The following is a 12,161-nucleotide window of genomic DNA, read 5'->3' on the forward strand; positions in this document are numbered from 1 at the left end:
CTCCCACTCTTCCCGGCCATGGCCCCTGGTCGCAATGGCCGGCAGCCGCGGATCAGCCCGACTTGCGAAGCTCCGACTGGTATGTGCCCGGGGTGCTTCCCATCGCGGCGGCGAAAGTGGCGATGAAGTCGCTCGGGTTCGCCCAGCCGCAGCGGTGCGCGGTGACGATGACCGGGGTGCCGTCGGCCAGCAGTTCCAACGCGTGCACCAGCCGCAGCTGCGTACGCCACTGCTGCAGCGTCATGCCCAGCTCCCGGCGGCACAGCCGCAGGATTGTCCGCTCGCTGGCGCCCACCCGCTGGCCGAGATCGGCCACCCGGTAGCGCTCACCGGGTGCTTGCCGGAGCAGTTCGCCGATGGCTCGGAGCCGGTCATCTCGGGGTTCCGGCAAATGCAGTGGCGCGTCCGGCAGCCGGCGCAGCTGGTCGACGGTGACCTGCTCCAGCCGCTGTCGCTCCTGCCGGTCGGCCGGCGGCGACTCGACCAGTGCCAGCACCAGGTGCCGCAGCAGCGGGCTGACCGCCACGATCACCGGCGTCTGGTCCGGGCTCGGGCCGGCGAGCTCGGCCGGGAACAGCAGTGTTCGTACGTCCGTGGGCCCGTGCGCCCGGTGCGCGTGTTCGGTGCCGGCCGGGATCCACACCGCCCGTTGCGAGGGGGCGATCCACACGCCCAGCGCAGTGGTCACCGCCAGCACGCCGGCCGCCGCGTAGATCAGCTGGTGCCGATCGTGGCGGTGCGGCTCGATCCGCTGGCCCGGGCGCAGGCCGAAGGAATTCGGCTGCAGCCAGGCCAGCGGTTGGCGGTTATCCGACATTGCCGACCACACTACTGCTGTGCGCTAGCTCATAACGTGGAACTATCCGGGTTGTCGCCGCGACTTCTCAAGCATGGCGAGCGTACGTGCACGGGTCACCGGTTGGATCGGCCGTAAGTATTTGTCCCGGGCGTTGAAGAAAGGGTTCGACCCGTCGGCGATGTCGTTCCTGCCGGACTCGGCGTTGTTGCCGCTGCGGCGGGACGGTCTGGATCCGGTGGCGGGCCTGCGTACGTTGCGTGAGCAGCAGCCGATCAGCAAGCTGCCGATCCCGTTCGGGATGACGGTGTGGCTGGTCACCGGCTATGCCGAGGCGAAAGCGGCGCTGTCCGACGCGGACGCTTTCAGCAACGATTTCGTCAACCTGGTGGGCAATGTCGGGGTCACAGCTGAGCAGAACCCGGGCGGCCTGGGTTTCACCGACCCACCTGCGCACACCCGCCTACGCCGGCTGCTCACCCCGGAGTTCACCATGCGCCGGCTCAGCCGGTTGGCGCCGCTCATCCAGTCCATTGTGGACGATCAGCTGGACATCATCGAAAAGACGCCCGGTCCGGTCGACCTGGTGCAGACTTTCGCGCTGCCGATCCCATCGCTGGCGATCTGCGAGCTGCTGGGTGTCCCGTACGAGGACCGCGCCGACTTTCAGCGCCTCGGCGCGGCCCGCTTCGACCTGTTCGCCGGTGCCGGTGCCTCACTGGGCGCGATCAACGAGTCGCTCGCTTACCTGCTCGATATTGTGAAGGGACAGCGCGAAAAGCCGGGTGACGGCCTGCTGGGCATGTTGGTCAAGGAGCACGGCGATCAGGTGTCCGACCGGGAGCTCGCCGAACTCGCCGACGGGTTGCTGACCGGCGGTTTCGAGACCACCGCGAGCATGTTGGCGTTGGGCGCGCTGGTACTGCTGCGTGACCCCGAATCTTTCGCGCTGTTGTCCGAAAACGACGAAGCGGTGAACCCGTTCGTCGAGGAGCTGCTGCGCTATCTGACCGTCGTGCAGGTGGCTTTTCCGCGGTTAGCGAAGAAAGACCTGGCGATCGCCGGTACGAAGATCGCCAGCGGCGATATCGTGCTGGTGTCGTTGAGTGGCGCCAATCGGGACGCTTCGCTGGGAGCGGCGATGGATTCCTTCGATCGATCCCGTCCGGCTACCTCGCATTTGGCCTTCGGGCACGGCATTCACCGATGCATCGGGGCCGAGCTGGCCCGGATGGAGTTGCGCACGGCGTACCCGTCACTGGTCCGCCGCTTCCCGAAGCTGCGGCTCGCCGACGGCCCGGATGATCTCGCTTTCCGGCAGCTCTCCATCGTTTACGGCGTGGAAGCCCTTCCGGTGCGGGTCGACTAACCCGTACGTTGGCTCCATGGCGGACATCCAGCTGGGCCCGGCTCATGGCCGGCTGTTGCTGCGCACTCGCCGCGAAGGCCTGGCCGCCGGCCTCGGCCACGACCTGACGATCGAGCTGACCCGCTGGTCCGCGACGGTACGAGGCGAGACCGCGGTGACGGCGACCATCGAGCTGGATTCGCTGCAAGTGCGCGAGGGCAGCGGTGGTGCGTTGCCGTTGACCGACACTGACCGCCGCGATATTGGCCGCAACGCTCGCAAAGTGCTCCGGGTCGACTCGTACGGCACCGCCACCTATCGCTCGACCCACGTTCGTACGACCGCGAATGGTTATCAGGTGGACGGCAGCCTGACCCTGGCCGGCGCCACCCGGTCCGTCCAGCTCACCGTGACCACCCTCGAAGCGAATCATTATCGAGTTATCGCGGAAATCACTCAATCCGACTTCGGCATCAAGCCGTATGCGGCGTTTTTTGGTGCTCTGAAACTGCGTGATCAGGTGGCCGTAGAGATTGATCTCGAGGCCACCTGACCACTGTGGACAGTTGTTAGTCCTTGGTTGCGCAGGTCTGGCCGCTGGCGTTGGGTGTCGAGCAGGTGCCTGGGGGCACCGAGCCAGGTTCGGCGGGAAAGACGATGGTGTCGAACGTCTTCCCGTCGACCGTTGTGTGTACGCGATTTTGGCTGGCGATGAGGACGACGACTCCGTTTTCGGCTGTTGCCAGGCCGTGCACCGGCGGTGCGGTGACTTCGGTGAAATTCAGCCCGTCATCGGTGCTGATCATCAGTTGGTGGCTGACGTTTCGGTCCGAGCCGACCGTATGCACGCCCAACACCGAGCCGTTTGTCAGGGCAGCGAGGCTGTTCAGGCCGATCGGACTGGAGATCTTGGTCCAGGTGGCGCCGCCATTGGTCGTACGGTAAAGATCCGCCGCCGTGCTGGAAACGGATGTTCCAGCGAGGGCGTAACCGGTTCGCCCGTCCGCGCTGGTGACCGTGAATTTCGCCAGGTTTGCCGGGTCGGCGGCTTTCGGGGGTGCGAAGGTCGACCAGGTGTGGCCTCGGTCGTGGCTGACCTCGACGCCCTGTTTTCCTTGGTACGCCGAGATGCCGGCCCAGAACGATCCGTCCGAGGCTTCGATGACCGAGCCGGCGTCGGTCGCCGTCATCGTCGGCGCGGTGGAGAGCGGGTGGAAGTCGCCGTTGGTCGGATCCACCGCGTACATCCGGGCCGGTGCGGTCGAGCCTTCTTCGGACTGGGTGCCCACTTGGCCGAGGTAGATCCTCCAACCGCTGGGCACCGCGGCGATCGGAGCCGCCAGTTTGTCGGCGAGCGTGGTCCAGGTTTTGCCGCGATCCCGGGTCAGCAGGTTGCCGAACCGGACCGTTTGGTCATTGAGCACCAGAAAGTTGCCGATGGCAGTACCGGTATGGGGGGGAATCGTGACGTACGGCGAGGGCATCAGCCACCGCCGCCAGGTGTGACCGGCATCGGTGGTCACCGCGAGCGCCCGGCTGTTTCCCTCCGCGTTGCAGGTCTGCGCGAACGCGACTTTCGCGGTGACGACTTCGGGCGCCTCCAGGCAGGTCTGCGTGGAGACCGTCGCGGACAACGAACCGGCGACTGGAGCGATGGTCGGCGAGGCGGGGGTGGCGAGCAGGTTCGGTACGGCGGTCGCCGTACCGGCGCCGAGCAGGGCGACCACCGCGAAGCCGGCGACGGTTGCCGCTGTGTGAGACCGGCGGCGCTGTCGGGCCGTCCGGAAAATCCGGCTCATGTCAGGGGAATGGGTGCGATCGCGCACGCCGTCCCGCAGGTCGTCAAAGACGTCAAGGTCCATTTTTGGCTCCAGAAAAGGAAAACGCGGCTCAGGGCGTGGACGGTACGACGGTTGGGTCGGCACCCAGGCGGCGCCGCAGCGTCTCGCGAGCCCGATGTAGCCGGGTTTTGACCGTACTGACGCTCACCCCGAGGGTCCGCGCGATCTCGTCCACCGGCAGGTCCGCGATGTAGTGCAGGGCCACGGCTCGCTGGTAGCGCGGTGGCAGGTCGCGGATCGCCGTGTAGATCAGGATCCGGTCCGGCGACATCTCCGGTACGTCCGGTGACTCGGACCTGCGCAGCAGTTGCCCCAGTCGGACGTGCCGTCGCCAGCGGCTGCGCGCGATGTTCGCGGCGACGACCCGTAGCCAGCCTTCCGGATTGTCCGCCGCCAGCAGTTTGCGGCTGTGGATCACCGCCCGTACGAACGCTTCCTGCACGACGTCCTCGGCTTCGACCATGTCCCCCGTCAACGCGAACATGCTCAGCACCAGCCGCTGGTGGGTGGCGCGGAACAACTCCTCGAGTCGTTCCTGCGCCGTCAGCTGCTCGTCGGTCACTCCGGAACTCCTTGGGTGAGCGTTTGCGTGGTCACTGATAAATGACCGCCGGCCCCGGGAGTTGGTGACAAAATCAGTGCTGCGTCTCCCGGAGGAAATCCAGCAGAGCAAGTCGGAATGCCTCGCGCTGTTCGAGGCTGATGTTATGTCCGGCGCCCGGAATGAGCATTTTGCGAGCCGCGGCCGCCTCCTTGACGACGAGGTCGACGACCTCGTGGATGTCGGACGAGTCAAGGTCACCGACCATCGCCAGGATCGGCATCCGCAGCTCGGCCACCCGATGGATGGCGTCCAGCTCGCGGGCCAGCCCCTGGCTGGCCGGGTTGTGTCGGCTGACGGTTTCCATCGCCATCGCCAGGCACCTTTTGCGTACGGCCGGCGACACCTGCTCAGGCGTACGAAGCGGCCCATCCACCCACATCCGCAGGAAAATCTCGACCCCGGCCGCCGTGTCGGTGACCGTCATCAGCTGGCTCATCAGGTCGATGATCACCGGATCGCGGGTCTGCATGCCGTCAATCCCAGGTGCCACCAGCACCAACGCCTCAGTGCGCCGCGGATAGGTCAACCCGAAGTTGATCGCTGCCCGCGCACCGCCGGAAAGCCCGACCAGCGTGGCGCGCTCGATGTCCAGCACGTCCAGGAGGTCACGCACATCTTCGTGGTACGCGAATGCTTCCGTTGGGGTGGAGGACTTTCCGTGCGCACGGGCGTCCACTCGTACGACCCGATGGGTGTCGGCGAGCATCTCGTACTGCTCATCCCACATTTGTGACGTCAGCAATCCGCCATGTAACAGGATCACCGGCCGGCCGCTGCCAGCGACCTCGTAATAAAGCTCGCCGTTGTCGATTTTCGCTCTACCGCTAACGGAATGGGTCACTATGTCAACGCTAGCAGGTGCCCGTTTCCCCAACGCGCAGTTTTCTCGTCACCAGGACCCTCGGTGGTCAGGGACCAGGCGTACCAACGGCAAGACGCAGATCAGAATCGCGGCGAACACCACGAAAATGTAGGCCTGCGTCATGCCGGGCGTGGCGCTTCGCGCCAAAATGGCCGTCACCACGGAAACCGCGATAATCGATCCCGACTGCCGGAACATTCCGCGTAGGCCGGCGATTGCCGCCACCTGGTCAGGAGCCAACTGCAGGCTCGCGTTGTTGGTGGCTGGTACGGACAATCCCATCCCGATTCCGGTGACACCGGCCGCGACAGCGAGCCACAGGTACGGTGACACGCCCAGCGGGGGAAGGAACATCATGATGAGCCCGCCGGTGACAATGAGGAAGCCGACCACGATGGGGAGGCGGCAGCCGGTACGGCGCAGGGTCAGGACCGCGAGCCCGGCGACGCAGATCATGCCGATGGCTCGGGCGGTGAGCAGGGTGCCGGACGCGAGTTGGCTGATGCCGTAGCGCTGCTCGGCGTAAAGCGGTACGAGGGTGCCGAAGCCGAGGGCGGCGCTGCCGAAGAGCAGGTTGATGAGGTTCATGACCCCGAAGCCGGGGCCGCGCAGCAGCCGGATCGGAATGAAGGGCGCCTTGTCGTGTTTGGTGTGCCGGATGAACAGCCAGCCCATCAGGACCGCGAAGGCTTCGGCGCCGAGGAAGACCGGGTCGAAGGGGGAGGTGGTGGTGCCCAGCGAGCTGATGCCGAACATGCCGGACAGGATCAGCAGCGCGAGCATCGCGACCCCGCGCAGGTCCAGTTTGCCGGCGCCGACCGGGCGACGGGCCGGGATGAAGCGCAGGCCCAGCAGGATGAGTGCGACCCCGATCGGGACGTTGACCAGGAAGATGCCGCGCCAGCTGCCGTACGTGACGAAGAGGCCGCCGATGATCGGCCCGACGATGCCGCCGATCGGGAAGATGCTGGTGAACATGCCCAGCGCGCGGTCGCGCTGGCGGCCGAACTGGTCCGAGACGATGCCGGTGGCGGACGGCATGAAGGCGCCGCCGCCCAGCGCCTGCAGGGCGCGGAAGAAGACCAGCAGGTAGATGTTGTCGACCAGGCCGCAGCACAGCGAGCTGACGGTGAACACGGCCGCCGAGATCAGGAAGACCTTTTTGCGGCCGTACAAGTCGCTGATCTTGCCGGCCAGCGGCATCGCGACGATCTGGCCGAGGGAGTAGATGGTGATCGTCCAGCCGGTCCAGTTGATCGGCGAGCCCAGGTCGTGCTGCAGGGTGGTCAGCGCGGTGGCCACGATCGTCTGGTCCATGGAGGCCATGAACAGCGCGATCGAGACGATCGCGAAGACCAGCATCCGGCGCGGCGACGGCTCGCCGGCGTCCGGTCCGACCGGCTCCGCCGCTGGCCGCGAGACTACCTGCTCAACCACCGTATGCTGGTTTCTTTCCGGCCGTCCCGAGGAGCGACCGACGAGGTCCGTAGGTCCCAGTCTCTCCAGTGGCTTCACGATCACCGACATTACATTGCTTGCCGGCAGGCAACTAAGAGGATATGACGTGGTAGACAGCGACACAGTGATCCGCATGCGCGGAGTGATCGGCAAACTCGCCCGGCAGCTGAACACGTCGGCGACCGGTGAGGGCCTCACGCCCACCCAGGCCTCGGTGCTCGGGCTGATCTCCGGCCGCGGCCCGCTCGGGCTCGCCGAGCTGGCCGAGCTGGAGGGGGTGAACCCGACGATGTTGTCGCGGGTGGTGGGCAAGCTCACCGAGCTGGAGCTGATCCACCGGATCCCCGACCCGGCGGACGCTCGCGCGGCCCGCGTCGAGGTCACCCCGACCGGCAAGAAGACGCACGACCGGATCAAGGCCCGGCGGGCCGCGGTGGTCTCCGAGTGCCTGGATCGGCTGCCCGTACAAACGACGCGGACCCTGCTGGAGGCGCTGCCCGCGCTGGAGGCGCTGGCCGAGCAGTTGCGTACGGCGGAGGCCGCCGCGTCCTCCAGGAGCTGACCCTGGGGAGGTCAGATGTTGGTGCTGTTGGGGATCAGGGACGGCTGGAGGTAGTGGTACGCGGTGGCGCGGCGCTTGTTGCGGGCGAGGATTTCCTGCTCGGCGACGGCCAACTCGGTGCGGAAGCGGGCGTGCGCGGCGGTGACCGGGGTGCTGTGGAAGTCGGACTCGTAGTCGCCCAGGACGGTGTGGTGCACCGAGCCGAGGAAGTTCATCACGCAGAACTGCTGGACGGCCACATCCAGCGGCGGCAGGTTCGCCAGCCAGTCGGCCTCGGTGTGGTCCGTGCCGACCGGTTCCTCGGTGAAACCGGCGAGCGGGTTGGCCGGCAGATACGCCATGTGGTCCTTCTGCGCGAAATTCACCGCCGCGTGTTGCGGGCCGGCTGTCCAGATCACCATGGTGAGGATCTCGGTCAGGTCCACCCGGTCGCCGATCTGGCCAGGCGTGGCACCGAAATCCCGGATCTGACCACCCTGTTCCGAGGACACCTCGGCAGCCCAGCCCTGCAGCTCGCGGTCGCCGAGCACCTCGGCGTCCGAGCGGTAGTAGCCGGTCACGAAGTCGTCCACCCAGCGCGCGATCGCGTTCCAGACCAGCATGCCGTCGTCGCGGTACGGGAAATGCGGCAGCCGGACGCCGTCGGTGCCGGCGGCGGCGAGCTTGGCGGGCAGGTAGTTGTCGCGGAACGACCGGTTCAGGCGGTGTTTGGCCAGCCAGGGGTACGTGCTTTTCAGATCTGAGCCGATCAGGTATTCCACTGCGCGGCCCGGCTGGATCAGCAGCTCCACGGCCAGCTTGTTGATCGACATGGTGCCCTCGAAATGCCTCCGAAGCAGCACCGCGACGGGGTGGTTGGCGGCCAGGTTGCGGACCGCGGCGACCAGCACCGCCTCACTCATCAAATGCGTGAAGCCCAGGTGGGTGAGGACTTCGTGGTACGTGTTGTGAGCGGCCAGCACACAGTTTTTGGCCAGCTTCCAGGAATAGCCGTCGGCGGGGGTGTAGATGCGGCGGCCGGCCGGGTCCTGTCCACATTGGATCGCGAAAGGCCGCAGCGGCCCGCCGCCGCGCGGCACGCAGAAAGCGACCATCGGGGCGTACATGTATTTCGGGGACTGCGGGTGGCTGCCGTTGTCCAAAGTGGACATCTCGACGTAGTCCACCCAGTAGACCCGGCCGGCGGCCAGCGCGGCGGCCAGGTTGTCGCCGGCCAGTTCCGGCACGGCGGTCACGTGCTCGGTGCTGAGCGGGAACTTGCCGGGCACCTCGGCGAGCCGGCGCAGCCTGGTCGGATCCGGGCCAGCCACCATCATCTCGGCGAAATACTCGTCGGTGTCCGCGTTGACGACCGCCGCCGGCGGTGACACCAGCGCGAAGACCTCCTGGAATGCCTTGATCGTCTGATCATGGTGGTCGCCGGTCACGCCGCCGGGCAGCGGCATGAAATATTCGACGATCCCGCCCATGTCACCTTCGCGAACCATGGTCGCGAGCTTGTGCGGAGCGAGCGGCGGCAGGTCGTTGACGAAATTCCATTTGCCCTGTTGCTTCAGCCGCAGAAGGTTCAGCCGCATTTCCTCCTGCACCCCGAGCGCCTTCAGCCGCCAGGGCAGCACCGGCTGGTCCGCGTCGGCGAAGTGGGCCGAGACCGGGAAACCGAAATCCATGTCGTACGCGTACGCGCTGCGGACGGCGGCGAGCTGGTCGGCTCGTTCCGCGCGCGGATCGTGCTGCGAGAGCAGATAATCGGCCAACGGTCTTCTCCTTGCCGGATATGTGAATGCGTCGCTCGTCGTCAGGAGGTGAAATTCTTTTCCGATCAAACTTCGCTGAGGAAGGCTGCTTCGTTCTACAGTAACAGCGTCATCCCTCCATAAGACAGGAGCAGGTCAGCATGGCGTTCGTCAAATTCGAGGATTACGTCCCGGTGGTACGCCCGGACTTCCAGTCCGAGCTCGACACGATTCTCGCGGCGGTGGTGCAACGGACCACGGCGTCCGCCGAGACCGAATCGCCTGGCCACGCCATTCGGGCCGCGCACGCGAAGAGCTACGGCCTCGCGCGCGCCACGGTGACCGTGCACGCGGACCTGCCGCCCGCGTACGCCCAGGGCATTTATGCGACTCCTGGCACATATGAGGCCGCCGTTCGCTATTCCAACGGCCTCGGGCACATTCGGCCGGACGGCTATCTGGGCGCGGCCTGCGGAATGGGCATCAAAATCATCGGCATTCCCGGACCGTCCCTTCTGGACGACGAGTCCGACGCGACAACATTCGACTACAACCTGATTAACAACGCCACATTCTTCTGCAACACCGTGCACGACTACGTGACGATTGAACCACTGTTCGCGGCGCTGCCGGACGCACTGGTGAACGAGACCAGTCGGCGTCAGTGGCTGCATGACTTCCTAACCGACGCTGGCACGCTGCCGCCGGAGAAATGGCTGTGGGACGAGCTGCTGTCGATGCTGTCCTTCACCTCGATCGGTCGGCAGAACCTGCTCACGTACACATACTGGAGCATGGCCGCCGTACGCCACGGCGACTACATCGCCAAAATACGCACCCAGCCGACGCCGTCCTCATTGGACGGTGTCACCCACGGTGCCGTCGAGGTCACCGCCGACGGCGAGGCGTACCGCAACACTTTGGTTGCGGAAATGGGTGAGCGGGACCACCAGTTCGCGGTGCAGGTGCAGCTGTGCGCTGACCTGAACCTGATGCCGGTGGAGAACACGTCCCGGCAGTGGCCGGAGGCCGCCTCGCCGTTCGTGACGGTCGCCACCATCGACATTCCGCGGCAGGACATCTCGTCGGCCGACAACCTCGCCGTCGCGGACAGCACCTCGATCACGCCGTGGCGGGTACGGGAAGAACACCGCCCGCTCGGCGAGATCATGGAGGTGCGCCGCGAGGTCTACCGGAAGTCCTCGATCCTGCGGCACGAAATCAACAAACAGGCCCGCCGCGAGCCGGCGAGCTTGGCGGACCTGTTCGGCTGATCTCGCACGACCGGCGCTCCGCTAACGCGAGTCGACCGCGAGCGGGGCGCCGGTGATGGACATCAGGACGGAATAGAGCGAGCCACTGGCGGCGATGAACATGCGGTTGCGTTTAGGCCCGCCGAAGGAGATGTTCGCGACCACCTCCGGCACGGTGACCTTGCCGAGCAGGGTCCCGTCCGGGTGGTAGCAGTGCACACCGTCGCCCATCGCCGCCGCCCACAGCCGGCCATCGTCGTCCAGCCGGATGTTGTCGAAATTGCCCGCTGAGGGAGCCGCGAAGATCCGGTCGCTGATCACCCGCCCGTCGTCGGCCAGGTCAAACACGCGAATGTGGTTGGCGCCGCTGTCGGACACGTAGAGCTGGCTTTCGTCCGGCGTGAAGACCAGGCCGTTCGGGTTGGTGAAATCGCTGGCCGCCACCCGCACCGACCCATCCGGGTCCACCCGATAGACGTTGCGCTCACCAATCTCGCTCTCGCCGCGATGACCTTCATAGTCGCTCTGAATCCCGTAAACCGGGTCCGAGAACCAGATCGATCCGTCGGACTTGACAGCGCAGTCATTGGGGCTGTTGAAGCGCTTTCCGTCGTACCGATCGGCGATCACCGTGATCGAGCCAGCCAGCTCGGTACGGGTCACCCGCCGGTTTCCCTGCTCACAGCTGACCAGCCGGCCTTGGAAGTCGAGGGTGTTCCCGTTGACATATCCGGCCGGTTCGCGAAAGACGCCGACCTGACCGGTCGTCTCGTCCCATCGCAACAGCCGGTCGTTCGGAATGTCACTCCAGATGAGATAGCGCCCTGCTGGTACGTAGATCGGCCCTTCGGCCCACCGACTGCCCTGATACAACGTCTCCAGCGATCGGTCACCGTTGCGGCAGGGCGCGAACCGCTCGTCCATCGTCTCGTAAATGGTCACTCCCACCATCCTGCCAGGTCCAGCCGCCGGCGGTGAGGCTGCCGGTGAAAGTGCTGAACTTCAACGACCCGCCAGCGGTGATCGCGGAGATCATGCCGATCGACTCGCGGTTGCCAGTCTTAGACAACACTGAGGTCTGGCCGATCGGAGCCCACACGGTGCCACTGTGAAAATCAGACCTGATCGACGCCTCGTCACCGAAGTGCACCACCGCACCGACCTTCTTCGCGGCCGCGACAATAGCCGGATATTCCTCATCCTTCCACCGCGCAACAGCTTCCGGATTCTGCTCGTAGGCTCGCCGCAATGGTCGCTGCGGAGACAGACCCATCTTCCGCAGCAACCGCCCGACCGTCGTGGTCGCCAACTGGACACCGAACTCACGCTCGATCAAATCCGCGACCATATCCCTGGTCCACAACGCGAACTCGAAATGCAGCTGACGCGGATCATGACCCGTGATCAAACCGCACGATCTCGCTATTGCCTTGGGCGGCAACTTCCTAGCGTTAGAACGGTGGTGGTGGGTATTCGTCGTTGGGGGTGACGTCGTACGTACGACCGGTGGGGCTGGTCCACAGGAAACGTCCGGGCGTCGGTTGGGTGACGGTCCAGCCGTGTTCTTTGATGTCGTTGTGGAATTTGCATGCTGGTCCGGTGCTGTCGTACGCGGTTTTGCCTTCCGGGTCACGGAAGGGGGTGGTGTGGTCGAATTCGCAGGTCGCCGCCGGCCGGTTGCAGGCGGGTCCGCAGCATCGT

At 65.8% G+C, this 12,161-nt stretch carries 12 protein-coding genes and 1 pseudogene; 4 read left to right on the plus strand and 9 right to left on the minus strand.

The genetic code is table 11. The annotated features are described in order from the left end of the window. Positions 1 to 52: 52 nt before the first annotated feature. Positions 53 to 817: an AraC family transcriptional regulator gene (locus ABD301_RS12475; RefSeq protein ID WP_344309979.1), complete on the minus strand. Its 765-nt coding sequence runs from the start codon at positions 815 to 817 to the stop codon at positions 53 to 55. 73 nt (positions 818 to 890) lie between these two features. Here ABD301_RS12475 and ABD301_RS12480 point away from each other — a divergent pair, with 73 nt between their 5' ends. Continuing rightward, positions 891 to 2,165 carry a cytochrome P450 gene (locus ABD301_RS12480; RefSeq protein WP_163573481.1) on the plus strand — a complete coding sequence of 425 codons (1,275 nt, stop codon included), beginning with the start codon at positions 891 to 893 and terminating at the stop codon, positions 2,163 to 2,165. A gap of 16 nt (positions 2,166 to 2,181) precedes the next feature. Further along, positions 2,182 to 2,697, plus strand: a complete 516-nt coding sequence (locus ABD301_RS12485) for a YceI family protein (RefSeq protein WP_344309982.1) — start codon at positions 2,182 to 2,184, stop codon at positions 2,695 to 2,697. A gap of 16 nt (positions 2,698 to 2,713) precedes the next feature. On the opposite strand, the gene ABD301_RS12490 is transcribed toward ABD301_RS12485, so the two are convergent. From ABD301_RS12490 to ABD301_RS12505, 4 genes are all read right to left on the minus strand, one after another. Next, the gene (locus ABD301_RS12490; protein WP_344309984.1) at positions 2,714 to 4,006 is read right to left on the minus strand and encodes a sialidase family protein; all 1,293 of its coding nucleotides are present in this window, start codon (positions 4,004 to 4,006) and stop codon (positions 2,714 to 2,716) included. Positions 4,007 to 4,034: 28 nt separating this feature from the next. Further along, the gene (locus ABD301_RS12495; protein ID WP_163573485.1) at positions 4,035 to 4,547 is read right to left on the minus strand and encodes an RNA polymerase sigma factor; all 513 of its coding nucleotides are present in this window, start codon (positions 4,545 to 4,547) and stop codon (positions 4,035 to 4,037) included. Between the two features lie 73 nt (positions 4,548 to 4,620). Further along, positions 4,621 to 5,430, minus strand: coding sequence for an alpha/beta fold hydrolase (locus ABD301_RS12500; RefSeq protein WP_163573486.1), 810 nt, complete (start codon positions 5,428 to 5,430; stop codon positions 4,621 to 4,623). A gap of 48 nt (positions 5,431 to 5,478) precedes the next feature. Next, positions 5,479 to 6,888 (minus strand): MFS transporter, encoded by a 1,410-nt coding sequence (locus ABD301_RS12505; RefSeq protein ID WP_344309989.1) that lies wholly within the window; start codon positions 6,886 to 6,888, stop codon positions 5,479 to 5,481. A gap of 154 nt (positions 6,889 to 7,042) precedes the next feature. On the opposite strand from ABD301_RS12505, the gene ABD301_RS12510 reads away from it, so the two are divergent. Next, positions 7,043 to 7,471 carry a MarR family winged helix-turn-helix transcriptional regulator gene (locus ABD301_RS12510; RefSeq protein ID WP_344309991.1) on the plus strand — a complete coding sequence of 143 codons (429 nt, stop codon included), beginning with the start codon at positions 7,043 to 7,045 and terminating at the stop codon, positions 7,469 to 7,471. Between the two features lie 11 nt (positions 7,472 to 7,482). Here ABD301_RS12510 and ABD301_RS12515 read toward each other — a convergent pair whose 3' ends face one another. Continuing rightward, positions 7,483 to 9,228 carry a lipoxygenase family protein gene (locus ABD301_RS12515; RefSeq protein WP_344309993.1) on the minus strand — a complete coding sequence of 582 codons (1,746 nt, stop codon included), beginning with the start codon at positions 9,226 to 9,228 and terminating at the stop codon, positions 7,483 to 7,485. A 140-nt stretch (positions 9,229 to 9,368) separates the two neighbouring features. On the opposite strand from ABD301_RS12515, the gene ABD301_RS12520 reads away from it, so the two are divergent. After that, complete coding sequence (locus ABD301_RS12520; protein ID WP_344309995.1) at positions 9,369 to 10,481, plus strand: catalase family protein; 1,113 nt, start codon at positions 9,369 to 9,371, stop codon at positions 10,479 to 10,481. Between the two features lie 21 nt (positions 10,482 to 10,502). Here ABD301_RS12520 and ABD301_RS12525 read toward each other — a convergent pair whose 3' ends face one another. From ABD301_RS12525 to ABD301_RS12535, 3 genes and pseudogenes are all read right to left on the minus strand, one after another. Beyond that, positions 10,503 to 11,402 (minus strand): SMP-30/gluconolactonase/LRE family protein, encoded by a 900-nt coding sequence (locus tag ABD301_RS12525; protein ID WP_344309997.1) that lies wholly within the window; start codon positions 11,400 to 11,402, stop codon positions 10,503 to 10,505. Beyond that, positions 11,350 to 11,901, minus strand: a complete 552-nt coding sequence (locus ABD301_RS12530; RefSeq protein WP_279583183.1) for a winged helix-turn-helix domain-containing protein — start codon at positions 11,899 to 11,901, stop codon at positions 11,350 to 11,352. The genes ABD301_RS12525 and ABD301_RS12530 overlap by 53 nt, the downstream gene beginning before the upstream one ends. Before the next feature lie 10 nt (positions 11,902 to 11,911). Further along, positions 11,912 to 12,161, minus strand: a pseudogene (locus tag ABD301_RS12535) (hypothetical protein); the annotation flags it as partial.

Origin of the sequence: Fodinicola feengrottensis, from assembly GCF_039530045.1 — a bacterium.
GTDB classification, from domain to species: Bacteria; Actinomycetota; Actinomycetes; order Mycobacteriales; family HKI-0501; genus Fodinicola; species Fodinicola feengrottensis.

Bases quoted from the DNA above. Each gene is read 5' to 3' on its own strand.
- ABD301_RS12480 (WP_163573481.1), top strand. From the start codon at position 891: ATGGCGAGCGTACGTGCACGGGTCACCGGTTGGATCGGCCGTAAGTAT.
- ABD301_RS12475 (WP_344309979.1), bottom strand. From the start codon at position 817: ATGTCGGATAACCGCCAACCGCTGGCCTGGCTGCAGCCGAATTCCTTC.
- ABD301_RS12485 (WP_344309982.1), top strand. From the start codon at position 2,182: ATGGCGGACATCCAGCTGGGCCCGGCTCATGGCCGGCTGTTGCTGCGC.
- ABD301_RS12520 (WP_344309995.1), top strand. From the start codon at position 9,369: ATGGCGTTCGTCAAATTCGAGGATTACGTCCCGGTGGTACGCCCGGAC.
- ABD301_RS12510 (WP_344309991.1), top strand. From the start codon at position 7,043: ATGCGCGGAGTGATCGGCAAACTCGCCCGGCAGCTGAACACGTCGGCG.
- ABD301_RS12490 (WP_344309984.1), bottom strand. From the start codon at position 4,006: ATGGACCTTGACGTCTTTGACGACCTGCGGGACGGCGTGCGCGATCGC.